We start from the raw sequence: 21,587 nt of genomic DNA on the forward strand, positions 1-21,587 counted from the left end.
TATAAGACTAAGCTGACAGAAAAATTGCCTCTATCTCAAGGATGAATTATTGTTACTATTGACACATCTACCTGTAGGGATACCTTAATAATCCCTAAAATCGTCAGTCGATTTCAGGAATTATATAGCTATTGCTTGTAGATGCACAGGAGCTATCCTATAGAAAATATAAACTTGAATCATTGGGGTAGGAAGGTGTACTTATGGCACGACTTTCGCCAAAATCCTTTGATATTCTGCTGACCGAGATCAATCGGCGGGTTAAAGAAAATCCCATTGACAGAATTGGGGCTGATCTTGTAGTATCCCGGTTGAACAAAAGGCGATCGCCATCGGGAGATTTCCTGACGCGATCGGAAATTGAGGAATTACTTACAGATCAGTTTCCTGATTTTAACCCCAAAGTAATTGATAAAGCCGCCCGGGCTAACCGTCCGCCTGGTGCGCTGAAAAAGATATTTTGGGGAGGAGCAGTCCTAGGGGGACTAGGCGGGGTCGTTTGGTTAGTTAATTTACCACTACCAATGATTCGCCAACCTGTGGCTAGAACTGCGCCCTTGCTGTTGCTTCCCAGTTATATTAGCATGGATTATAACTACCGACAGGCGATCGCTTTAGTAGAACAGGCTGATCAATTGGTGAATCGAGCCACAGCTATGACAGACTTTGAACTAGGAAGCGAGAAAGCCAAGCAAGCTCAACATCACTTGGATAAGTTACCTGTATGGTTTTTAGGATATTACCCAAAGGCTTATTGCAATTTGTTGGGTTGCACCTGGCGCTTTACTTTTGATGAGTATCAAAATGCCCGGAAACTGGTGGGTCGCATGGAAGCGCAGATTTTCCAGGAACAGAATGCTTATCAAGCCTTACAGGAAGCTCAACAGGCTTTACAGGTAGCTACAGCACAGTATAATCAAGCACAGTCGGCGGCGGATAAAGAGACAGCCATTATAGTTTGGCAACAGGCTATTGATCAACTCCGACCAATCCCCCAAGCCACCTTGTCTGGAAAGAATGCACGACAGCAGTTAACCACTGCGGAACGGGATTTTCAGCAGCAGGTGGGGTTTGTCGCTGGTCGTTTACAGGGTAATACTTTAATTGAGGCGGCGCAAATTTTTGCTAGTAAGGCTGCTAATGAAGCTCAAAATCCACCCCATAGTCAATTACATTGGCAGCAGGTAATCGAGCATTGGGATGAGGCGATTAAACGCTTACAACAGATTAATCAAGACAATCCTAGTTATTTAGAAGCTCAAACAAAACTAGCTCAATATCGGTCAAATCGTCGGCAAATTGAACAAAGATTACAGGATGAAAGAGATTCTGTAGCCGCCATGGATAGAGCCAGACAATTAATTGTTGAATGGCGACAGTTGACTGCTTCTTCTAATCCCAGTTTTGCATCTTTAAACAATAAGATATCCGAGGTTATTTATACATTAGAGTTAGTGCGACCTGGAACTACTGTTAATGCTGAGGCTCAAGAACTGTTACAAAAAGCACGACATACCCGCAGTCAATTGTAAATTAAGTTATGAATGATGGTCATTTTTGAGACTTTGGCATAAATTTGAAGAGGCCATGGTGACGCGATCGCGTCCGTTGGTTTTAGAATAGTATAATGCCATATCTGCCGCTGTAATTAAACTAGACTGACAATCAGCGTGTATGGGACAACCTGCTATCCCCATAGACATAGTGAGTCCCCGCATAAAAATATAGGAATATTGATGGTATAGATTTTTGATACCTTTCCTAAGAAATTCAGCAATTTTATGAGCCTCCTCAATAGTGGTGGAGGGTAAAATAATGAGAAACTCCTCTCCCCCATATCTACAAGTAGTATCCGATAGGCGAGTATGATTTTGTTAAAAATCGGCTGACGGCTTTCAGGACGACATCTCCAGCTTGATGTCCCCAGCGATCGTTAAATCCTTTAAAATCATCAATATCGCCTATAATAAGACTTAGGGGTTCTTGCTGTTCTTTAGGGCGTTCTAAATGTCGGACTAGGGACTGTTCCATATAGCGACGATTAAATAATCCGGTCAAAGAGTCACGAATACTCAAGTCATGGGAAAATTTTTAAATCAAATCACCATGAGCCGTGGTTGTCTATAACATAATTTCTAGGTCAGTATTAGTTTGAGATAACCTTTCTAATAAAGATTGTAGCTTTTTTTCAGAAGTTCTCAATTGCTGCTCAGTCACTTGATGCTGGTTGATTTCCTCCTGAAGTTGATGATGAGAATGATACAATTCCTGTTCCACCAAATCAGCATGAAGCATCGTGGTTTCTAGTAAAATTTCCAGGTCTATTTTTTCTGGTTTCAGTCTCTCAATTTCCTCCGGCAATTTATGATTTTGTAAAACCAAATCACTCTCACTATTAGATTCTGATGGCATCCCCATACGGACCCCCTAAATTAATTCTAATTAGGCACAAATACTAGGGTTAAAATTAAATAAATGCAGTCGGATAGCTGTCGTCAATTTTCGACAAATTTTGATGATCTATATTGCTGGCTGGGGACTACCTAGCAGTTCATCAATCATTGAATACCTAGATAATAATACCTAGATAAAGCTCTGGAGTAACTGGGATAATTTAACTGAGTATAGGTCTGGGAGATGAACAAGTTTTTCAGTGATATTTAACCCAGTTTTAGGCGGTGAGGGATATATGATTGTTGAGTTAAATCATAGCATTTAGTTAAATTTAGGCATCAATTTCCCATTCTAGGCTAGGCATTAATCGCTGCAAATTTTTGAGGGATGTTCCTAGCCAAGGTATTTTACTAGAAGCTAACAACACCAAGTTCATATTTTTTTTCTGCCTCACTTTAATCACAAATTTAGACAGCATATTAATTCCCGAACTGTTGAGAAATTGCAACTCTCTAAGGTTGAGGGTAATTGGGGAAGGTTCGATATCTAATACATCATTAAGTAATTTAACCACTGCATTCGACTCTTTTATGCCATTGAGTCTGAGAGACCCTTTCCGGGCAATAGTAGAGATTTGGCTATCGTAACCAATGCTATATATAATCTTGAGTTTGATATGATTGAATTACCATGTTTAATTCCTGTATTCAAGTTTTTAACAAATGATATTTAACAACTTGAGATGGTGATTATATGGTGAGTTGAACCATTGTAGTAACAATAGTCTGGGAGGGATCTGGTTCTAGGGTTTCAAACTTCCAGCCTAGTTTAGCCATATAGTCATTAACCATTGTTAAATATCCTCAGCCGGATTCGGTATCATTTTCTACATTTTTTTCTACCTGATGAATATACATCTATTGAGGTTCAGAAATCAGCAACTCTTCAATGTAGTCTTGAAAAGAACTAACCGCGTCTTTCTGGATACTATTAGCCACCAAAAATGAGAGATGATCGTGCTGCCAAAATAGCTGTATTTTATTTAATCTGATATGTTGATGATTTATCGCTAAATTTAATAGCATTTTTCCATAAATCATGAGCCACGAAATTGACAGCAATTTTGACTTTCATTTGGCGACTAACTGAGTCTTGATCTGGTTCCATGTTTGGAAAAAATGTAGTGACATAATCAGCCATAAAGTTGTCATATAGACCATAATTTATCCACCTTTGTTTCAACGGAAGTGGGGGACAACCCAATCACCAAAAACTCATTGCTGGTACTTGGTGCTTCCAAAAATTCTCCAAAAATTCGTTTCATGTTATGTTGAATAACTCAAGGTTTAATAACTTTTGGTAGGTGTACCGCTTGGCTTTAAATAGTTGAGGTAATTTCCAGGGATAAAGTTTCCCAAAAATTGAGAGACATTTCTTAGGGGTCAGAGCATAGGATGTTGTTATTAATGGATTTCAAGTTAAGGATACCATATTTTTGATAATTTGCCTAGAGTTGGATAGTGAGCGAGGGGTGGGAGGGGTAAATCTAGGATCACATCTGATCAACAACCCGTTTCCAGTAAATTTGAGCCACAGCATCACCAGGATTTTCAGCTAAACAGATCTGCAACAATTGAGCAGCTTGCTTATATTGATGTAGATAATAGAGGGTTAATGCTGACTCAAACTGAGTTTTAGTTTTCAACTTAGCGTCGCGACTTTCTGGGGGGTCAGCATCAAATATTTCCCAGACAGAGACCATTTCAGATTTCCCCTTGACGGCGACTTTATCAATAATTCTAAAAGCGTAACTATTAGGATTTTCAAGAGACAGGAATGTGTGTTGGCTAATCAAAAGTGGCACGGCATATTTGGGAGTTAACTCTTCCAAGCGAGCGGCGAGATTAACGGCATCACTAATGACAGTGGTATCAATTTTATCTTTACCTCCAACAATACCTAACATCATAGTTCCAGTATTAATACCAATGCCAATTTTCAGAGGTGGTCTTCCTGGTCGTTGGCGGGTAGAATAATAGAGGCTTAATAATTTGAGCATAGCGATTCCCGCCTGGACAGCATCATCAGCACTGCGGCCAAACCATGCCATGATTGCATCTCCAATATATTTATCTATAAATCCGCAATTTTCAATAATGGCGGGTTCCATGCGGCATAAATAGGCATTAATAAACTTAAAATTATCAGCCAAGCTCATCTTTTCAGAAAGATTGGTAAACTGGCGAATATCTGAAAACAAAATGGACATTTGTTTTTCGACGGCATCTCCTGATTTAACTTCGACAATACTTTCATAACCGAGGCAGGATAAAAACTGATTAGGAACAAACCTGCCAGCGGCATCGGTGAGTTCTTCTTGTTCATTAAGGGCTAGTTATAAATCACAGTTAACTATCAACATTTCTTCGATAAAACTTTGTCGTTATGCTTCAGCTTTTTGGCGTTCATTGATATCTTGAAAAGTAGTGATCGCAAAGGTAATATTTCCGTGGGCATCATGAATAGGTCTAGCCCTAGCTTCCACAGGGATGATCCGATCAGGTTGATGCACTTCAATATCATCAACTACGACACTTTCCCCTCGCCAAGCTCGCTCTAGGGGTAAATTATCATCGGGATATAGTTGGTCAGTTCCGGCAATATAACTAGGATAAATGACAGAATTTTGATTAGTGAAATCATCTAGGACTGTCCCTGGTCAAAAGAGGATGTGGGCGGCCTGGTTAGTATAGTAAAGTTGCCCAAGATGATCGACAACGACAACGGCCAAAGGCATAGCTTCGAGAAACTGACGCAGAAGTTTATTACTAACCTTTAACTCCTGAGCCAAATCTATATTTTCATTTTTGAGGCGATCGTTAAGTAAGGTAATTTCCTGATTAGCAATACTAATTTGGGCTTGGTGATATTCAACGGCTTGTTTTTCGATCTGTAACTGTTCAAGACTCTGATTCAATTCAACTTCAGTCTGTTGAAGTAGGGTAACTTTTTCCTGTAGACCGGCATAGAGTCGTCGCAGTTGTCCAGTCATGGGATTAAAAGCCATAGCTAGGGTTCCCACCTGATCATCGGTCATTACGGGAGCCACAGGGGTGAGGTCGCCGTCTGCGACTTTGGTAGCAACAGTAGCGATCGCCAATATAGGGCGAGAAATTTGGCTCGCCAATAGATAAACGCCGACAGTGAGTAAGCCGGTAAAAGTTAAACCGACCCCCAAAGTAGTCCAAGCCAACTGACGAGCGGGATCTAGGGCTTCCGACCGTGGCATTTCCACTAATAGGACAAGTTCTTGGTGTTCTAAGCAGCGAAACACACCAAGTACAGGAACGCCAGCATAGTTTAAATAACTGCCGCGCCCATTTTCCCGTTGCAACCCGCGATCAATGCCTTCGCTGTGACCCCCTCTAGGAAGGTCTTGTCGGCCAAACTCTTCCCCAGATACAAATACGCGCAAGTTATTGATCAAATAGGTTTCCCCTTGTTCTCCTAGCCCAGTAGAATCGAAGATAATCGGAGATCCATCTGCTCTAGGCTAAGGTGAGCGGCGAGAACACCTATGGGGTTTCACCTTGATTATCCCGTAGGGGGGTAGAGACAGTCATAGTGGGTCGTTCAAAAACTAGGGTTTTAATTGAAGCCCTAGCCTGACTAAATGCGATCGCCCCGACGCTGAAAACTGTCACCACTGATCAAAGTAAAAAGTAGACATGGATTGTATGTAACCAATACATTCTGACACGATTTGATACCGGATTGATTGGGAATTCTAAATTCTTTGGTGGAGGGAATTATGTTGAGGCGATCGCACTGGGGGGATTTAGGGTAAAATATGTTACCAAAATTTGAGTGAGTTAATTTCGACTATGACCAGGCCAGCTATTTATATTGCGATTACTAATCACGGATTTGGTCATGCTGTTCGTGCTGCTTCTGTAGCTGCTCAAATCCAGAAATTTTGTCCTGATGTTTTATTATTCTTAGTAACTCAGGCTCCCCGCTGGTTATTGGAGTCTTATATTTCGGGTGATTTTGTGGTGCGATCGCGGGCTTTTGATGTGGGGGTAGTTCAGTCGGATAGTATCACTATGGATAAATTGGCGACTCGTTCCAAGTTAGAGGATATTAAGCAGCGGCAGAGGTCTATTGTAGCCAGAGAAGTTGATTTTATTCGTCAAAATCGGATTAATTTAGTGCTGTCGGATATTCCACCTTTGGCTGCGCCTATAGCTCGGTCGGCTGGGGTTCCTGGTTGGATGATGAGTAATTTTGGGTGGGATTTTATTTATCGTGATTGGGGGGAGCAATTCCAGGAAATAGCGGATTGGATTGGGGAGTGTTTTGGGCAATGCGATCGCTTATTTAGGCTGCCTCTTCATGAGCAGATGACGGCATTTCCTGTCATTGAAGATATGGGTTTAACTGGTGGTGATCCTCGCTATAATTTATCCAAAATTAGGTCAGACTTTCAGATTAAATCCCCTGTAGAAAAAACTATTATGCTGACTTTTGGAGGCTTAGGACTAGACGCAATTCCCTATAATAATTTAGGGCTGTTTCCTGATTATCAGTTCATTACTTTTGATAGTAATTCCCCGGATATGGATAATTTAATTAAGCCTAGAGATATGGTGAAATCTAGCCCTTCATTAGCGGAATATTCCCGCCTGCGTCCGGTAGATTTGATGCCTTTGTGTGGGCGAGTTATTTCTAAACCAGGCTATAGTACATTTTCGGAAGCATTGCGGTTGGATATTCCCCTAGTGTCTTTGGTGCGGTCTGGTTTTGCTGAGTCTCCGATATTAATTGAGGGGTTAGAAAATTATGGTTTCCACCAAATTCTGACGGCTGCGGAGTTTTTGACGGGAAATTGGGAATTTCTACGCGAACCCCTGAACCCCCCTCGCTTATCGGAAACTTTAGATAAAAATGGAAGTAAAGCGATCGCTGAAGCTGTGGTAGAATTATATTAGACGGTTGTAGATTAGGCTGTCAGTAACAGAAAAACGGAGCTTGCCCTTGGCCTTCCGGGTCAGGAGGGTAGGGGCAGCTTGTGCCAAATCAGGCTTGAGGAGATATAGAAGTAAAGCGATCGCTGAAGCTGTGGTAGAATTATATTAGACGGTTGTAGATTAGGCTGTCAGTAACAGAAAAACGGAGCTTGCCCTTGGCCTTCCGGGTCAGGAGGGTAGGGGCAGCTTGTGCCAAATCAGGCTTGAGGAGATATAGAAGTAAAGCGATCGCTGAAGCTGTGGTAGAATTATATTAGACGGTTGTAGATTAGGCTGTCAGTAACAGAAAAACGGAGCTTGCCCTTGGCCTTCCGGGTCAGGAGGGTAGGGGCAGCTTGTGCCAAATCAGGCTTGAGGAGATATAGAAGTAAAGCGATCGCTGAAGCTGTGGTAGAATTATATTAGACGGTTGTAGATTAGGCTGTCAGTAACAGAAAAACGGAGCTTGCCCTTGGCCTTCCGGGTCAGGAGGGTAGGGGCAGCTTGTGCCAAATCGGGCTTGAGGAGATATAGAAGTAAAGCGATCGCTGCGAGAAAGCTAAAACAGAGATATCAAAAGGCTGGAAAGGATTGTTGAACAAGCAACAGCGAGATGTAATTGGCTGGCGGGAGTGGCTGGCTCTTCCTGATTTAGGAGTAAGTGCAATTAAGGCTAAAATTGACACAGGAGCGCGTTCCTCTGCCATACACGCCTTTGATGTTCACCATTTCGGCGATGAAGACGAAAGGATGGTTGAGTTCAAAATGCACCCAAAGCAGCGGAATAGCACGGAAACTGTGACAGCGACAGCGAAGGTTTTAGATCAACGAGAGGTGCGAAATTCTGGGGGACATTCTGAAGAAAGGATCGTGATTGTAACTACTGCTCAACTACGGGGACATGAATGGCAGATCGAACTTACGCTAACTAATCGGGATGTGATGGGTTTTCGGATGCTGTTAGGACGCGCGGCTGTCCGGGAAAGGTTCTTAGTGCATCCTGGTAAGTCCTATCTCCTGAGCGCGCGACCGAAACTACCATTCCGTTCAACCTGAAACCAATGGAGTTTTACCAAATGTGGCCCGCCAATGGCAAGGCTTTAGACCCAATAATTTTCTGGTAAACTGGTGTAATCTGCTTAACTCAGGTAAATAATACTATGGTGGAATATAACGACGCACCCAAAACTGGGATCAAATGGCTGGGATTTGTTTGTGGTTCTGTGTTGCTGACCTCAAGCGCGATCGCCTGGGCGGGAGGGCCACCGACTCGGCAAGGTAAACCAGTAATTATTGAAGAACCGGCGGGAAGGCCGACAGAACCCGATCGCACTGGTCCTACGCCGACGGCTCCTGCTGCTACATTACAACCAACACAGCCCACAGAGGATACTATCCCCCGATTTCCCTTACCTAGTGCTAGGATTAGTCCTGTTAATGGCAGAGTTACCCTGAAGCTGATCAATTCTAGTAATGTGGTAATTGAATATCAGGTATCAGGAGGAACCAGACCCAGGCTAGTTGGTCAGCAGTCAGAAAGCACCTTAGAGCGACTGACAGTTCCTTTAAACTTGACCTATCAAAGGGAAGATGGGGGTTTGCTGTTTGTGCGTCCGGTAGTAACTAGCCCAGGTGTTTTAGAAATCCGGTTTGAAGCAACTGGTAATATCAACCTAGATACTCGGTCTCTGAGTATTAATGAACAGGGGACAGTATTTCTCAACTAAAGGAGAAAAGGGGACAGACCGCGGCCAAGTGTCTGTTGAACTGTGAGAATGATTGTCAAATTCCCTCTAGGGTTAGCCATCTACCGCAATGCGATCGCCATAATGTAAACACCTTAATCGGTTGATTGTGTGATAGTTTGACCGAGATAAATAGCGCGAATATCTTCAGGAATAGTAGTTTCTAAAATTTTATACCCTCGTTCTAACAACATCCGCACCTCACTGGGAGAAATAGATTCTCCTTCAGCTTGTAAGTAGGCGGCGATGCGAGTTTCACTCCAGTGAAATGTCTGGGCCATCAGGATGATTAACCGTAACAAGGGTTCAATTTGATCTAAAGCCTGACCGACATAACACCACAGGGGGGGTGGCTGATCTTTGAGTGAGTAATGAATAGACTCAACTGGGGGAAGTTCAGCGCGGTTAATACAGATAGCACTAACGTTAATAATCCAGTTTTGTAGGGTTGTTTCGGAGTCGGCAGTTTTTTCATTACGGAGGTTAAGACCCCGCATTTCATAGAAAATGTGTCGCCAGGTCAAAGCAAATAAATACTCAGCCTGAACTGGTGATTTGACAGAGTGACCAATCAGAGTATAGACAATTAGGGCATAGCGACAGAAAACCACGACAAAGTATCGACCCCGATCTGAATGATTTTGAAAAAGGGTCAGGAGTTCCTGGTCACTATGGTGGCTTAAAGACTTGACCAGGGTATGATTTGCTTCGGGGAAGTTAAGGGTTTGCAAGGTCTATCTGAGTATGCTACTTGGTCAATTTTATATATGATCCGCACCATAGTCTGGCGCTAAGTGGAGAATTTACGGGTGTTTTACCTGCCTGATCTGGCAAGGCGTTTCTTTCACCCATTGAGGTAAATCTGATTGCATTACCAGATTTCGCAATTTCAGCTTACCAATCCGAGTTGTTAATTGACGCTGCATAGCGATGGCTTGGTTAAAACAATAACGACAAGCATCCAGCCATTTTTTCCAAGTTTTTGCCAGTTCAGGACTGGGATAAATCCGGATCTTTTTTGATTGCAGATTTATACTTTCTGAGTCCGTCAAGTCGGCAACTGAAGATGTGAACAATGGCAAGGATGTCCTCAACCAATTCTCGTTCTGGGGATAAACCGTCTTGGTTGAGAACCACGATTTTTGTACCATCTTGTTCACACAACCAAGAGATGAGGTCAAACCCGAAACGGGCGAGTCTGTCTTTGTGGGCAACCACAATAAATCCGACATCGCCTTGACGGACTCGCTCCAAAACGGCTCTAAGTCCTTTTCTTTGGAAATTAAGACCACTGGCGATATCAGTGACGAGCTCGGCGTTGGGGTAGAGTTCGAGTAATTTTGCAACTTGGCGATCAAGGTCTGCTTTTTGTCCGCGACTTGAAACGCGGGCATAAGCGATAATTGCCCGTTGCGTTCTCTCGTTTGATGTTCCCGTGTAGGAGGCAATATCATATCGTCTCTGCCCTGACGGTGTCCTGATCGCTTGAATTTTGCCGTTTTTTTCCCATCTTCTTAAAGTATGTAAGCATACACCAAAGTATTGAGCCGTTTCACTCGGTGATGTATATTTCGGCATTTAGCTCGCTTGCTGTGTACTTATCTAGCTTAGACTGATTGTTGAGTATTGTCAAGCAATATTCAGTGAATTTGCTAACAGGACGTAACTCCATTGCCGTACTTGTCCAATTGGCGATGATTATACCAGAAAATTATCAGACTGCAATACGGACACCTGTTCGGAGGTGGGGGAATGGGTGGCAATTTCCCAAAAATTTCGCGCCGGTTAGTAAAGTAGGGGTTGACAGGGGGAGGGAATGGCGCTATACTGGGTGTAGTTTGTTACAATTGGATATTTGCAAAATTAAAAAAATTGTAAATATTTCCATTATATAAAAATAGTACCGCAAGCAAACGATAAAGTCAAGGGCATCCCCAAAAAAGTCGATTTTTTTTACATTTCTTAATTTTCGTTACAAAACTTAACATAATTACCCTAGTTGTATGATTTTTGGTAAACAGAAGGCTTCAAGTCGGTTGGGGGAAACTGTCGGTGTGAACAAGAGAATATGGTTAATCGTACCCGCGACGGTGTGGTTAGTGATATTTTTTGTAGTACCGCTGGTGATTGTGCTGATTTACAGTTTTTTGGAACGGGGAACCTATGGGGGGGTGGTGTGGTCTTTCACCGTAGGGCAATATCAACGGCTGTTGAATCCCCTATATTTGAGAGTGTTTATGCGATCGCTAGAGCTAGCGGCATTTACGACGATAATTTGTTTAGCGATCGCTTATCCGTTTGCATTTTTCATAGCGACCCGTCCTCGTGGTTGGCGGAATTTATTGTTAATGCTGGTAATCATTCCATTTTGGACTAATTTCTTAGTAAGAACTTATGCTTGGATGATTATTTTACGAGACCAGGGGGTGGTGAATACCCTACTACAAAACCTGCATTTAATTGATGAACCTCTCAACCTATTATTTACCCCGTTTGCTGTCCTAGTTGGTTTAATCTACGGCTATCTACCGTTCATGATTTTACCGTTATATGTAACCTGGGAGCGATTCGACTTTTCCTTAATTGAAGCGGCGCAAGATTTAGGAGCCAACGATATTCGCACAGTCTGGAGGGTTTTATTACCGTTAACCAGACGGGGAATTATTGCGGGTTCTATTTTAGTATTCATTCCGGCTTTGGGAGCATTTATAACGCCGGATATTTTGGGAGGGTCGAAAACGGTGATGATTGGTAATTTAATCCAGAATCAATTTCTGCAAGCTCGTCATTGGCCTTTGGGTTCGGCTTTGTCTATACTGTTAATGATGTTAGTGATAATTCCTGTTTGGGTTTATTTCCAAATGGCTGAAAACCGTCAGTAATGCACCCACAAAGATGACGGTTTTTGGGAAGGCGAAGATTTAGGAAGCGCGACGATCGCTGTATCCCAGATATTGATTGTAGGAGGGATTCCCTAAGTATCGATAAGATTTTAATTCACTCATGACGATTTTAGGTTTGTTGACGTTTCGCTCCAAGTAAGATATAGGCAAGACAATCGGCCATAATAGTGATGCTAAGATGAGAACCTGCCATGAAGATAGTTGCGTTTTAGAGGTGGTGCGATCGCGCCAAAATTTGGTAAACAAATAGGCAAATGTGAGAATAGCGATCGCGAAATAGGCGCGCACAATCAGGGTAACAATCAAAATCCTTCTCCCAATTCAACTTTTCTGACAACAGGTGGGTGGGGAGAGTAGCCCCCCACTACTGACAAAAGTGGATCAAGTCGAAGCTCGATTAGGCAAATATTTAGTCATTAGTTTTAATGAACAGAATGTTCAATATTGCTTATAATTCCGCTTGACCTGCCCCCATTATAAAGAATATTCAACGGATGTGTGTGATTTCAAACACTTAATTTTGCCAGTGGTATCACTCTCAGTATATTTGCGGTTGTATTAGTTAGCTATCAGGATGATAAGGGAGATTTGAAGATGAGAATATCTGCCAATAGGAGTAGGATAGGATAATGAGTACAATATGAACCGATCAACTGTGACCAGACTTGATTTGCTAATCCGTTCCCTGGGTAAAACTGGACTGTGGGTAAATGTCGCCCTAGGGTTTGCGTTTCTATACCTACCGATCGCCATTTTAGTGGTTTATTCGTTCAATGCTTCCCGTTTTAACGCGGTGTGGAGTGGATTTACCCTAGACTGGTATAGGAGTTTATTGGGAAGCATTCCAGCACAGACGGCGGATCTATCGACGACGGGAGTTTGGTCAGCCTTATATAATAGTCTGATAGTGGCTACTATTTCCAGTGCGATCGCCACGATTTTAGGAACAGCGATCGCTTTAGGATTAGAACGCTATAAATTTCCCGGTTATCAGCTTTTAGAAAGTTTGCTATTTTTACCAATGGTCATTCCCGAAATCACCTTGGGGATTTCCTTGTTGGTATTTATGACCCTAATTTTTAGGCTAGTAGAAAACCTAACGGGGATGAGAATAAGTCTGGGTTTACCAACGGTAATTATTGGTCATATCACCTTTAGTATTTCCTTTGTCACGATTGTGGTGAGGGCGAGAGTAGCAGACCTTGACCCCAGATTAGAAGAAGCCGCATTAGATTTAGGCGCGAATGAATGGCGAGTGTTTCAGCGGGTGACTTTTCCGTTGATTTGGCCGGGTATTTTCAGCGCCGGTTTATTAGCATTTACCTTATCATTAGATGATTTTGTGGTATCATTTTTCACCAGTGGGGTCGGTGCTACTACTTTACCATTGTTTGTTTATGGTATGATTAAACTATCGGTTACGCCTGCGATTAATGCGATCTCAACTTTGATGTTATTAATATCGTTGATTCTGCTATTATCTTCTTTAAAATTGGGAGGTACTGCCGGGTTGGAGTAAAATCAGACAACTGGTGTTAGCAGGCGAAGTAGTGGTAACTGGGGAGTATAACCATCTGTAGGTGGAAACCCTCAGTTTGCCTTACCCCTAGAACCCAAGGGAGTGATCGCCACGGAAACAAATATCCTCATTTCCGATGATAGCACAGCAAAATAGAGAATGTGGGCTGGTGATCTAACTGAACAAGATTATAGATAATCACCCCGACTCTGAGGATAAATATATTTATAATAGAGGTGAGTCTCATTTTAGTGGGTCGGATGGATATACAACAGGATTATAATGAACAGTGCCTTCAAAGGTTAATCTGGGCAATGAATCAGCTTGGTATTGATCTAGATGCGAAAAAACTGGTCAACATTTCGGAATTAATTGTCCAAACCATGACAGGACCTTGGCGGTATTTTCATACTCCAGATCATATTTTTGAGGTGGGGGGGTCGGAAGATGCGATTGAGGTATTAGCCGCCTTATTCCATGATGTGGTTTATGTACAGGTTGACCAAAGCGTTAACTTTAATCTTACCTATTATTTAGTTCCCTTCATTCGCCAAGTAGGAGAACATCTTTGGATTCGTGAAGCGGTGGATATTCCTGAAGACCCCACCTTTGAAATGGTGCGGATAGTTTTTGATATGTCTCCGGGTAAAATGCTGTTGCCTTTAGAAGGGCAAAATGAGTTTTTAAGTGCTTTAGTGGCGGCGAAAGTATTACAACCTTTTCTGAGTCAAGAGTTGTTAGTGCAGATTGTCGCCTGTATAGAAGCCACAATTCCGTTCCGAACTCCCACCCCAACCGGATTAAATAATAGCGATGTTTTATATCAAAGATTACAGGCGATCGTTGACAAATTCAACCTGAAATTAACGGATGCGGATCTGATCGAAACCGTCAAGCGTTCGATTCGTATGGCTAATCGTGATGTCCGGAGTTTCGCCGATCCTAGTTCAGCCAGATTTTTAGATAATACCTGGAACCTAATTCCTGAAACCAATCATCATCTAAATAATCCTAGTGCTTACACTATTGGTCAATATAGAACAGCCCTGCAAAAAATGGAAGGGTTTATGAATTTTCTCAAACCGGAAGTGGTTTTTCATCAATTCCGAGGGTATCCAGAAGATAGCATTTATGAACAATTGGTATCAAGGGCGAGAAGAAATATTGCCGTGGGTCGATTATATCTAGGTAGTAAATTATTTACTATTGCCTTTTTAGAAGCACTATCCCTGCGATTTGGTCGCGTCATTCCAGTTTCTACTTTAATGGGAGAAATGCCTTCCGAAAATTTTGTGACGGTTTCTTTGGTAAATTTTCTGCCAGACCTAGAAAATAATTATCAACCCCAAGATGAATTAGAATCTACGGTGCTTGTTATACTGGAAAAGGGGAGAACTCAGCATTCTTACTATGATATAAAAAATTCACCTTTGACAACATATATGGTTAAGCAGATGGGATTTGCGGAAATCCAAAATCAACGCAACCGCGCCCAAAAGTTTTTTCAAAATGAAATATCATCGGAGGAATTTTTGGCTGGATGTGATCCACAAATTAAAAAAACGGTGACTGAGGGAATTGTCAAATTATTTGATACTCGGAAAGCTGCTTTCCTAGGAGGCTAAGTGTTATGGTTGCGTCAATCGTCAAAATTTCCGGTTATTTAACATTAGGTTAAGAATAGATTATAGGTGGGGTTGGAGAGTTATCAAATTGCCAATATACTTTTATAATATAGGTGGCAAACTGATCTAAATCCATGAGAGGCTCGGATGTATCTATCAATCAGCGATCGCCTATAACTCTCCCACATTGATCAATCCATACACTTAACCTAATTACTTACTCAAGGGCTTATGAAACCTTTAAACCGTCGAACCAAAATTGTAGCTACCATTGGTCCAGCTAGTAATTCTCCTGAAGTTCTTTATCAAATGATTAAAGCGGGGATGAATGTAGTACGCCTCAACTTCTCCCATGGTAGCCATGAACAACACACGAAAACGGTCGCCCTACTGAAAGAAATTTCACAGGAGTTAAAAACGTCTATCACGCTATTACAAGACCTACAGGGTCCGAAAATTAGGGTAGGACAGCTTCCTGATGGTGGTATACAATTGATAGCGGGAGAATATATTACCCTGGTTCCTATTGACGAATACAAGAGTAAACCTAATACGATTGCGATCGACTATCTGCACCTGGGAGAAGAAGCAGAAATCGGTGCCCAGGTTCTGCTAGATGATGGATTATTGGAATTGAAGGTTGAGGAAATTTCCGGTAATCAAGTTAAATGTAAAATCCTTGAAGGGGGGACTCTGAAAAGCCGTAAAGGGGTTAACCTTCCCAGTTTAACTCTACGTTTACCGTCTTTAACTGAAAAAGATCAGCAAGATTTGGAATTTGGGATTTCTCTAGGTGTTGATTGGGTGTCTCTTAGCTTTGTGCGGAACGCAGAAGATGTGCGAGTTCTTAAAGACTTTTTAGCGTCCAAAAATGCGTCACAAATATCGGTGATGGCCAAAATCGAAAAACCTCAAGCGATCGCTAATTTAGAGGAGATTATTTCCGAGTGTAATGGTTTAATGGTAGCCCGGGGTGATCTGGGGGTCGAAATGAGTCCCGAAAGAGTCCCACTACTGCAAAAACAAATTATTCGCCTTTGCAATCAAAAAGGGATTCCAGTAATTACAGCTACTCAAATGCTGGACAGTATGATCAATAATCCCCGTCCGACAAGGGCTGAAGCGTCTGACGTAGCTAATGCAATTATTGATGGAACTGATGCGGTGATGTTATCAGGGGAATCAGCAGTTGGTAAATATCCGATTCGGGCTGTGGAAATGTTAGCGAAAATTGCGGAGGATGTGGAACCGGAAATCAATTTCATCAACTACCCACCCGCGTTCAATGATGAGACCCATGCTATCAGTGAAGCGATAAATACCATTGATAAAATTATCGATCTACATTGTATTATTGCCTACACCTGTAGTGGTTATACTGGGCAATTAGCGGCGGCTGAACGCCCGAAAGCGCCTGTGGTTGCCTTAACTCCTAATCCCAAGGTTTACCATCGTTTAAACCTGGTTTGGGGTGTGAAACCTCTGCTGCTGGAACAGGAGGTAGAATCCTTTGAGGAACTGATCAATCAAGCCCAAACTTATCTATTAGTGCGCCAAATGGCTTCCCCCGGAGACAAAATTTTGATTATTGGTGGTATCCCTTCTGGGAAGGCTAAGGGAACCAATTTTATCAAAATCCACACCATAGGATAATGAATAATGAATAATGAATAATGAATAATTAACAATTGTTCATTATTGATTTATCACGTTGTAGGGGCGGGTTCAACAGTTAATTAGATTACCCACCGACCATATTAATCAACCCGCCCTCAATCACCCGCGAATTAATGGATAATTGATAATTGATCATGTTGTAGGGGCGGGTTCAACAGTTAATTAGATTACCCACCGACCATATTAATCAACCCGCCCTCAATCACCCGCGAATTAATGGATAATTGATAATTGATCACGTTGTAGGGGCGGGTTCAACAGTTAATTAGATTACCCACCGACCATATTAATCAACCCGCCCTCAATCACCCGCGAATTAATGGATAATTGATAATTGATCATGTTGTAGGGGCGGGTTCAACAGTTAATTAGATTACCCACCGACCATATTAATCAACCCGCCCTCAATCACCCGCGAATTAATGGATAATTGATAATTGATCATGTTGTAGGGGCGGGTTCAACAGTTAATTAGATTACCCACCGACCATATTAATCAACCCGCCCTCAATCACCCGCGAATTAATGGATAATTGATAATTGATCACGTTGTAGGGGCGGGTTCAACAGTTAATTAGATTACCCACCGACCATATTAATCAACCCGCCCTCAATCACCCGCGAATTAATGGATAATTGATAATTGATCACGTTGTAGGGGCGGGTTCAACAGTTAATTAGATTACCCACCGACCATATTAATCAACCCGCCCTCAATCACCCGCGAATTAATGGATAATTGATAATTGATCATGTTGTAGGGGCGGGTTCAACAGTTAATTAGATTACCCACCGACCATATTAATCAACCCGCCCTCAATCACCCGCGAATTAATGGATAATTGATAATTGATCATGTTGTAGGGGCGGGTTCAACAGTTAATTAGATTACCCACCGACCATATTAATCAACCCGCCCTCAATCACCCGCGAATTAATGGATAATTGATAATTGATCATGTTGTAGGGGCGGGTTCAACAGTTAATTAGATTACCCACCGACCATATTAATCAACCCGCCCTCAATCACCCGCGAATTAATGGATAATTGATAATTGATCATGTTGTAGGGGCGGGTTCAACAGTTAATTAGATTACCCACCGACCATATTAATCAACCCGCCCTCAATCACCCGCGAATTAATGGATAATTGATAATTGATCACGTTGTAGGGGCGGGTTCAACAGTTAATTAGATTACCCACCGACCATATTAATCAACCCGCCCTCAATCACCCGCGAATTAATGGATAATTGATAATTATTAATTATTAATTATTAACCAGGTGGGGTGGGGCGGGTTTAGTAATCTTACTGGTGGGATATTTCATTGACAGTGGAACCCGCCCCTACAGGATAATGGATAATGGATAACAGGGAATAATTAAAAGTAAGAATTATCTGCCTCTGGCGAGATTACGGAAGGTTGTATATTGGGGGTCAAAGAGTAGCTTGATAGTTCCTGTAGGTCCGTTGCGGTGTTTGGTGATAATAATTTCTGTCAGACCGCGATCTGGTGAATCTGGGTTGTAGTAATCATCTCGATATAACATAATTACCATGTCTGCATCCTGTTCGATGGAGTTGTGGACGATGATATTATTAGCGACAAAATTATGTAAACTGGGAACTGTTAAATCATATACTTCGGTTTCGCTGGCTGGTTCAATGGCGGAAATTTCATCCCAATAAATATTAGTTTCGGCGGTACAAGCGATTTGACAACCCGTAGTCAATTTGTCTAAACGTTCCCAACCTGTGAGGGTAAAAAATTGATGATTAGCAGTAGCTGTTATGGTATATCCTAAACGAGTTTTTAAGTCAAAGGTGGGCTTAACCCCGGTGGCAAAAACCCTCTGAACTGTAGCCTTTTCTAAGTTATGAGTGTCTGGATTTATAGCGACAACAGAAAAGTCAGATTTTCCAACTAATTCTCGAATGGGAACTGGTAAACGACTATCTGCTAAGGTTACTAAACTATCCCCTGATAAACAACCAGACTCTCTTAAATCGGACATCATGGGACGTTTATTGGTGCGGGACTCAACGCCTCGGCTCAACTGGGAGAGGGTAATTACTGGGAGATTTAGTTCTCTGGCTAAACCTTTAAGCGATCGCGTAATGCGAGATAATTCCTGGACGCGGTTATCAGGGTTAGCCCCTTCCATTAACTGCAAATAATCAATTAAAACTAACCCCAAATTACCACCTTGTTGAGACTGTAGCTGGCGAGTTTTTGACCGCATTTCGGTAACTGTAAGGTTAGGGGTATCATCAATAAAAATTGGCAATTCTGATAGAGTTCCGATCGCCTGAGTAAGGGGTTCCCATTCAGCTTGGCTAATACGTCCGGAACGCAGTCGATTACTTTCAATTCTCGCTTCACTAGATAACAGTCGCTGAACTAACTGTTCCTTAGACATTTCTAGGCTAAAAACGGCAATTGGTAAATTATGCTTTTTGGCAATACTATGGGCGACGGAAATAGCAAAACTGGTTTTTCCCATAGACGGACGACCAGCTACAATAATTAAATCAGACCGTTGAAATCCTCCGGTCATGGCATCTAGGTCATAAAACCCGCATTCAATACCTGGTAAGGCTAATCCTTCTGAACGTTCTTCAATTCCCTGAAAGGTATCAATTAAGGTTTCTGAAATAGACACTAAATCGGGTTTGGGTTTAATTTGTGTAACGCCAAAAATCCGCTGTTCTGCTTGGTCTAACACCTTTTCTAATTCCATGTTAGTCTGATACCCTAACTGGGCGACTTCCTGACCAGCTTGGATTAACTTACGGCGCAAAAACTTATCTATTACTAATAAAGAATACTGGTCAATATTAACAGCGGAGATAGTGCGATCGACTAATTCGCCTAACTTCATCTGACCGCCAGCAGCATCTAATTGATTATGATCTGCTAACCAAGTAGTAACGGTCATTAAATCTGTGGGTTTTCCCTGTAAATGAAGGGTTAGGGTAGCCCGATAGATAGTTTGATGGGCGCTAATGGCAAAATGTTCTGGCTTGAGGATGTCGGCGACGCGACTAATAGCTTCGGAGTCGAGAAGTATACCACCCAAAATCGCTTCCTCCGCCTCAATATTTTGGGGAGGGTTGCGATCGTTGCTTAACGGCGGTATCGGCAGACTCTCAGCCATAATTAGGACATTGTAGACGGTAGATAGTGGCGGTTTGACAGTTATTAATTAGCGGAAGCGGGGGCGCATCGGGCTTGCGCCCCAGGATAGTTCTATGGTAGCAGATACCTACTCAGCAACTACATGGATTTCCACTTCGGCGGTAACTTCAGGATGGAGTTTGATATGAGCCTTATAGAAACCGATTTTGTTAATATCAGGTAAGGTGATACCACGGCGATCTACTTCTTGACCTGTAGCCTTCTCAATGGCTTCGGCTAGTTCGCGATCGGTGACGGTTCCAAAGATCGCCTCATTTTCGCCGACTTGTTTAGCAATGGTAAACCGACCGATGGTTTCCAGGGCGGTTTTACGAGACTGGGCTTGTTGTTTAAGTTCAATCAAGCGTTGACGTTCTTCTTCCCGGCGGCGTTCTACCTGTCTGAGAATGCCGGGAGTAGCGCGGACTGCGAAACTATAGGGTAGCAAATAGTTGCGCGCATAACCGGGGGCTACTTCTACTAAATCGCCTTCGCGTCCTAATTTGCTAACATCCTTAGTGAGAACGACTTGAGTTCGCTTTGACATAATGGTTCCTCATAACTGTTTTAACCCAAACACTCTATCTTAGCGATATAAAGGGGGCGATCGCAAGTGAAAACGGAAAAATCTGTGTCGGGCAGTCCTGGCACATTTCAGGTATAATCGACGGTAAAATTTAATATCAGTTAACAATTGTACCTAAAATGACACAGACACAAGCCGGTTCGCCCCAAGACTCGCAAACCCCCGTTTCTGATGCTGTCATTATCGCTCAGGATGTCCATAAGTGGTATAGCAACAACTTCCATGTTCTCCGAGGTGTCAGCCTAACGGTGAGACGGGGTGAGGTAGTGGTGATCATGGGTCCGAGTGGTTCAGGAAAATCTACGTTTATTCGGACATTTAACGCTTTAGAGGAATTTCAGGAAGGGAGTATTGTGATTGACGGGATCACGCTTTCCCATGATTTGAAAAATATTGAGGAAATTCGTCGGGAAGTGGGAATGGTGTTCCAACAGTTTAATCTGTTCCCCCATTTAACTATCCTGCAAAATGTGACCCTAGCACCAATCTGGGTGAGGCGATGGCCGAAAGCTAAGGCTGAGGAGGTGGCTATGCAGCTTTTGGAAAGGGTTGGTATTCTGGAACAGGCGAAAAAATATCCGGGTCAGCTTTCTGGGGGTCAGCAGCAACGGGTGGCGATCGCCCGCGCCCTAGCTATGCAACCGAAAATTATGTTATTTGATGAACCTACGTCCGCCCTTGACCCGGAAATGGTGCGGGAAGTGTTAGATGCAATGCGGACTTTGGCTAGTGAGGGGATGACGATGGTTTGTGTCACCCATGAGGTGGGATTTGCGCGAGAAGTAGCCGATCGCGTTGTTTTGATGTCAGATGGTCTCTTGGTGGAAGAAGGGACTCCAGAGGAGTTTTTCAACAATCCTCAAGAAGAACGGACTAAGAGATTTTTGTCACAAATTCTATAGTAGAGTTGGGAACCTCCAACAGGTAGCAGCAGAATATTGCAGAACA

At 42.5% G+C, this 21,587-nt stretch carries 22 protein-coding genes and 3 pseudogenes; 9 read left to right on the plus strand and 16 right to left on the minus strand.

What is annotated here, in order from left to right; translation table 11 throughout:
- The first annotated feature begins 203 nt into the window (after positions 1-203).
- Entirely contained in the window at positions 204-1,532 is a 1,329-nt protein-coding gene (locus HFV01_RS13490) for a hypothetical protein (protein WP_193521193.1), read from the plus strand.
- A gap of 111 nt (positions 1,533-1,643) precedes the next feature.
- Here the strand turns inward: HFV01_RS13490 and HFV01_RS30655 are convergent.
- From HFV01_RS30655 to HFV01_RS30685, 9 genes and pseudogenes are all read right to left on the minus strand, one after another.
- Positions 1,644-1,817 (minus strand): annotated as a pseudogene (locus HFV01_RS30655) (GGDEF domain-containing protein); the annotation flags it as partial.
- Between the two features lie 22 nt (positions 1,818-1,839).
- Complete coding sequence (locus HFV01_RS30660; RefSeq protein WP_273249494.1) at positions 1,840-2,076, minus strand: diguanylate cyclase; 237 nt, start codon at positions 2,074-2,076, stop codon at positions 1,840-1,842.
- Positions 2,077-2,121: 45 nt separating this feature from the next.
- A complete protein-coding gene (locus HFV01_RS30665; protein ID WP_006669170.1) occupies positions 2,122-2,412 on the minus strand; it encodes a hypothetical protein in 291 nt (96 codons plus the stop codon).
- A gap of 313 nt (positions 2,413-2,725) precedes the next feature.
- Positions 2,726-3,086, minus strand: a pseudogene (locus HFV01_RS13500) (slr1659 superfamily regulator).
- Positions 3,087-3,432: 346 nt separating this feature from the next.
- Positions 3,433-3,594 (minus strand): hypothetical protein, encoded by a 162-nt coding sequence (locus HFV01_RS13505; RefSeq protein ID WP_006669168.1) that lies wholly within the window; start codon positions 3,592-3,594, stop codon positions 3,433-3,435.
- A gap of 352 nt (positions 3,595-3,946) precedes the next feature.
- Positions 3,947-4,663: an adenylate/guanylate cyclase domain-containing protein gene (locus HFV01_RS30670; RefSeq protein ID WP_006625716.1), complete on the minus strand. Its 717-nt coding sequence runs from the start codon at positions 4,661-4,663 to the stop codon at positions 3,947-3,949.
- Between the two features lie 174 nt (positions 4,664-4,837).
- Positions 4,838-5,071 (minus strand): PAS domain-containing protein, encoded by a 234-nt coding sequence (locus tag HFV01_RS30675; protein WP_081587716.1) that lies wholly within the window; start codon positions 5,069-5,071, stop codon positions 4,838-4,840.
- A gap of 42 nt (positions 5,072-5,113) precedes the next feature.
- On the minus strand, positions 5,114-5,881 hold the full coding sequence (locus HFV01_RS30680; RefSeq protein WP_006619711.1) for a HAMP domain-containing protein: 768 nt from the start codon (positions 5,879-5,881) through the stop codon (positions 5,114-5,116).
- Between the two features lie 88 nt (positions 5,882-5,969).
- A complete protein-coding gene (locus tag HFV01_RS30685) occupies positions 5,970-6,098 on the minus strand; it encodes a hypothetical protein (RefSeq protein ID WP_257720193.1) in 129 nt (42 codons plus the stop codon).
- A 180-nt stretch (positions 6,099-6,278) separates the two neighbouring features.
- On the opposite strand from HFV01_RS30685, the gene HFV01_RS13515 reads away from it, so the two are divergent.
- The 3 genes from HFV01_RS13515 to HFV01_RS13525 all read left to right on the plus strand — a co-directional run bounded on the left by HFV01_RS13515 (position 6,279) and on the right by HFV01_RS13525 (position 9,130).
- On the plus strand, positions 6,279-7,385 hold the full coding sequence (locus HFV01_RS13515) for a hypothetical protein (RefSeq protein ID WP_006619712.1): 1,107 nt from the start codon (positions 6,279-6,281) through the stop codon (positions 7,383-7,385).
- 609 nt (positions 7,386-7,994) lie between these two features.
- On the plus strand, positions 7,995-8,459 hold the full coding sequence (locus HFV01_RS13520) for an ATP-dependent zinc protease family protein (protein WP_006625720.1): 465 nt from the start codon (positions 7,995-7,997) through the stop codon (positions 8,457-8,459).
- Positions 8,460-8,563: 104 nt separating this feature from the next.
- A complete protein-coding gene (locus HFV01_RS13525; RefSeq protein ID WP_006619714.1) occupies positions 8,564-9,130 on the plus strand; it encodes a hypothetical protein in 567 nt (188 codons plus the stop codon).
- A 113-nt stretch (positions 9,131-9,243) separates the two neighbouring features.
- On the opposite strand, the gene HFV01_RS13530 is transcribed toward HFV01_RS13525, so the two are convergent.
- The 4 genes and pseudogenes from HFV01_RS13530 to HFV01_RS13540 all read right to left on the minus strand — a co-directional run bounded on the left by HFV01_RS13530 (position 9,244) and on the right by HFV01_RS13540 (position 10,726).
- Positions 9,244-9,879 carry an RNA polymerase sigma factor gene (locus tag HFV01_RS13530; protein ID WP_006619715.1) on the minus strand — a complete coding sequence of 212 codons (636 nt, stop codon included), beginning with the start codon at positions 9,877-9,879 and terminating at the stop codon, positions 9,244-9,246.
- 72 nt (positions 9,880-9,951) lie between these two features.
- Entirely contained in the window at positions 9,952-10,074 is a 123-nt protein-coding gene (locus tag HFV01_RS30690) for a hypothetical protein (protein WP_273249953.1), read from the minus strand.
- Positions 10,075-10,113: 39 nt separating this feature from the next.
- Positions 10,114-10,161 (minus strand): annotated as a pseudogene (locus tag HFV01_RS31695) (helix-turn-helix domain-containing protein); the annotation flags it as partial.
- A complete protein-coding gene (locus tag HFV01_RS13540) occupies positions 10,139-10,726 on the minus strand; it encodes an IS607 family transposase (RefSeq protein ID WP_006669167.1) in 588 nt (195 codons plus the stop codon). The gene HFV01_RS13540 and the pseudogene HFV01_RS31695, both read right to left, overlap by 23 nt.
- 425 nt (positions 10,727-11,151) lie before the next feature.
- On the opposite strand from HFV01_RS13540, the gene HFV01_RS13545 reads away from it, so the two are divergent.
- On the plus strand, positions 11,152-12,030 hold the full coding sequence (locus tag HFV01_RS13545) for an ABC transporter permease (protein WP_006616752.1): 879 nt from the start codon (positions 11,152-11,154) through the stop codon (positions 12,028-12,030).
- Positions 12,031-12,069: 39 nt separating this feature from the next.
- On the opposite strand, the gene HFV01_RS13550 is transcribed toward HFV01_RS13545, so the two are convergent.
- The gene (locus HFV01_RS13550; protein ID WP_006616753.1) at positions 12,070-12,357 is read right to left on the minus strand and encodes a hypothetical protein; all 288 of its coding nucleotides are present in this window, start codon (positions 12,355-12,357) and stop codon (positions 12,070-12,072) included.
- Positions 12,358-12,691: 334 nt separating this feature from the next.
- Between HFV01_RS13550 and HFV01_RS13555 the strand changes: the two genes are divergently transcribed.
- The 3 genes from HFV01_RS13555 (at position 12,692) to pyk (ending at position 16,848) form a co-directional block, all read left to right on the plus strand.
- A complete protein-coding gene (locus tag HFV01_RS13555) occupies positions 12,692-13,570 on the plus strand; it encodes an ABC transporter permease (RefSeq protein WP_006616754.1) in 879 nt (292 codons plus the stop codon).
- Positions 13,571-13,830: 260 nt separating this feature from the next.
- Positions 13,831-15,195: a hypothetical protein gene (locus HFV01_RS13560; RefSeq protein ID WP_006625723.1), complete on the plus strand. Its 1,365-nt coding sequence runs from the start codon at positions 13,831-13,833 to the stop codon at positions 15,193-15,195.
- 231 nt (positions 15,196-15,426) lie between these two features.
- Positions 15,427-16,848, plus strand: coding sequence for a pyruvate kinase (gene pyk, locus HFV01_RS13565; protein ID WP_006616756.1), 1,422 nt, complete (start codon positions 15,427-15,429; stop codon positions 16,846-16,848).
- Between the two features lie 1,421 nt (positions 16,849-18,269).
- On the opposite strand, the gene dnaB is transcribed toward pyk, so the two are convergent.
- Together dnaB and rplI are read right to left on the minus strand one after the other, a co-directional pair.
- Positions 18,270-20,033, minus strand: a complete 1,764-nt coding sequence (gene dnaB / locus HFV01_RS13570) for a replicative DNA helicase (RefSeq protein ID WP_006625724.1) — start codon at positions 20,031-20,033, stop codon at positions 18,270-18,272.
- A gap of 108 nt (positions 20,034-20,141) precedes the next feature.
- Positions 20,142-20,600, minus strand: coding sequence for a 50S ribosomal protein L9 (rplI, locus tag HFV01_RS13575; RefSeq protein ID WP_006625725.1), 459 nt, complete (start codon positions 20,598-20,600; stop codon positions 20,142-20,144).
- Between the two features lie 158 nt (positions 20,601-20,758).
- On the opposite strand from rplI, the gene HFV01_RS13580 reads away from it, so the two are divergent.
- Complete coding sequence (locus tag HFV01_RS13580) at positions 20,759-21,541, plus strand: amino acid ABC transporter ATP-binding protein (RefSeq protein ID WP_006625726.1); 783 nt, start codon at positions 20,759-20,761, stop codon at positions 21,539-21,541.
- The last annotated feature ends 46 nt before the right edge of the window (positions 21,542-21,587 follow it).

Origin of the sequence: Limnospira fusiformis SAG 85.79 (assembly GCF_012516315.1) — a bacterium.
GTDB lineage: Bacteria > Cyanobacteriota > Cyanobacteriia > Cyanobacteriales > Microcoleaceae > Limnospira > Limnospira fusiformis.

Coding starts and splice junctions, on each gene's coding strand:
- rplI (WP_006625725.1), bottom strand. CDS start 20,600: ATGTCAAAGCGAACTCAAGTCGTTCTCACTAAGGATGTTAGCAAATTA.
- HFV01_RS13515 (WP_006619712.1), top strand. CDS start 6,279: ATGACCAGGCCAGCTATTTATATTGCGATTACTAATCACGGATTTGGT.
- HFV01_RS13555 (WP_006616754.1), top strand. CDS start 12,692: ATGAACCGATCAACTGTGACCAGACTTGATTTGCTAATCCGTTCCCTG.
- HFV01_RS30690 (WP_273249953.1), bottom strand. CDS start 10,074: ATGCAGCGTCAATTAACAACTCGGATTGGTAAGCTGAAATTGCGAAAT.
- HFV01_RS30665 (WP_006669170.1), bottom strand. CDS start 2,412: ATGCCATCAGAATCTAATAGTGAGAGTGATTTGGTTTTACAAAATCAT.
- HFV01_RS13540 (WP_006669167.1), bottom strand. CDS start 10,726: ATGCCGAAATATACATCACCGAGTGAAACGGCTCAATACTTTGGTGTA.
- HFV01_RS13505 (WP_006669168.1), bottom strand. CDS start 3,594: ATGGCTGATTATGTCACTACATTTTTTCCAAACATGGAACCAGATCAA.
- dnaB (WP_006625724.1), bottom strand. CDS start 20,033: ATGGCTGAGAGTCTGCCGATACCGCCGTTAAGCAACGATCGCAACCCT.
- HFV01_RS13525 (WP_006619714.1), top strand. CDS start 8,564: ATGGTGGAATATAACGACGCACCCAAAACTGGGATCAAATGGCTGGGA.
- HFV01_RS13580 (WP_006625726.1), top strand. CDS start 20,759: ATGACACAGACACAAGCCGGTTCGCCCCAAGACTCGCAAACCCCCGTT.
- HFV01_RS13490 (WP_193521193.1), top strand. CDS start 204: ATGGCACGACTTTCGCCAAAATCCTTTGATATTCTGCTGACCGAGATC.
- HFV01_RS30670 (WP_006625716.1), bottom strand. CDS start 4,663: ATGTCCATTTTGTTTTCAGATATTCGCCAGTTTACCAATCTTTCTGAA.
- HFV01_RS13560 (WP_006625723.1), top strand. CDS start 13,831: ATGGATATACAACAGGATTATAATGAACAGTGCCTTCAAAGGTTAATC.
- HFV01_RS13545 (WP_006616752.1), top strand. CDS start 11,152: ATGATTTTTGGTAAACAGAAGGCTTCAAGTCGGTTGGGGGAAACTGTC.
- pyk (WP_006616756.1), top strand. CDS start 15,427: ATGAAACCTTTAAACCGTCGAACCAAAATTGTAGCTACCATTGGTCCA.